The organism is Micromonospora sp. NPDC126480, assembly GCF_040302465.1.
GTDB lineage: Bacteria > Actinomycetota > Actinomycetes > Mycobacteriales > Micromonosporaceae > Micromonospora.
On the sequence record NZ_JBEORU010000072.1, the window covers coordinates 1 to 1407 of the forward strand.

At 74.8% G+C, this 1407-nt stretch carries 1 protein-coding gene; it reads right to left on the reverse strand.

From position 1 onward, the window contains the following. Nucleotides 1–172: 172 nt before the first annotated feature. Nucleotides 173–1228: a DNA polymerase III subunit beta family protein gene (locus ABTW87_RS30130; protein WP_350654806.1), complete on the reverse strand. Its 1056-nt coding sequence runs from the start codon at nt 1226–1228 to the stop codon at nt 173–175. Between the last annotated feature and the right edge of the window lie 179 nt (nt 1229–1407).

The following is a 1407-nucleotide window of genomic DNA, read 5'->3' on the forward strand; positions in this document are numbered from 1 at the left end:
CGACACAAGTTGATCTACCAGGAGTCCCGTTCCCACTATCCAGCAGGGGTTGACCCGCCGATCACAGCCCTAACGCAACGGCGTTGACATCTGCGATCGAGCGTGATCATGCGGGCCGCCGCGTCCCGGCGGCCTGCGGCCCGCCGCGGCCAGCAGGAGCGGTGTCGGGCGGTCAGAGCCGGATCGGCATCAGGATCGAGAAGGCGGCGTCGTCGTCGGGACGGCGGACGGCCAGCGGTGTGATCGGGCCGTCCAGCTCCAGCACCAGCTGGCCGCGGGCGCCCGCGGCCAGGGCCTGGAGCAGGTAGCCGGCGTTGACCCCGACCCGGAAGGCGTCCCCGGTCGGCTCGTCCTCCCCGTACAGTCGCACGCCGCCCCGGCCGTCCGGGCCGAGCACGGTCACCGGCAGCGCGGCGCCGGCGTGCTCGCGGTGCACGACGGGGGCGTCCGGGCTGGTCAGGGCCGCGCGCAGGGCGGCCACGTCGACGGTCGCCCGGTGCGCCGGCCGGTCCGGGCCCGCGTGCAACAGCCGCCGGTGGTCCGGGAAGTCGTACGGCAGGGGCGCGCCCTCGACCGTACGCCCGCCGACCGAGACCACGACGGCGCCGCCACCGACGGTCAGCTCCACCTTCCCGGCGCCGTCGAGCAGGGCCCGGGCCCGGTCGACGAGGTCCACCGGGGCGACCGCGCGGACGGCCGGACCGTCGACGTCCGCGTCGACCTGGGCCACCGCGAGCCGGTGCCGGTCGGTGGCGACCAGCGTGACGCCGGCGGCGGCCACGTCGAGGAGGACGCCGGTCAGGGCCGGCAGGTCGGGGTCGGTGCCCACCGCGAAGCGGACGGCGTCCACGGCGGCGGCCAGGTCGGCGCAGGAGAGGGTGAGGCGGGTGGACATCGGCTGCTCCTCAGGATCGACGAGGGTACGGATCCGGGAGAGCTCGCGGCGGGCGTCGGCGAGACCGTCCTCCAGCCGGCGCAGGTGCGCGTCCAGCAGCCGGTGCACGGCCGCCGGTTCGGACCGCAGCGCGGCGGCGATCTCGGCCACCGGCATGCCGACCCGGCGCAGTCCGGCGACCAGCCGGGCTGGGCGCACCTGGTCGTCGGTGTACCAGCGGTAGCCGGTCACCGGGTCGACCCGGGCCGGGACCAGCACCCCGGCCGAGTCGTAGAACCGCAGGGCGCTGACGGTCAGGCCGCTGGCCCGGGCCAGCGCGCCGATGCTGTGCAGGTCGCTCTCCACGGCGGTCGATCCTGGGTCCTCAGGTAGGTCGAGGGTCAAGGTGTTAAGAAGGGGCCCCTCCTCTACCGGAGGCGGGTGGTTTCAAGGGGTCGTTGCAACACGGTGGTTAGTTGGTGACGGCTAGGAGAGTAGCGAGGCGCTCGGCTGGGGTGTCCCAGCCGAGCGTT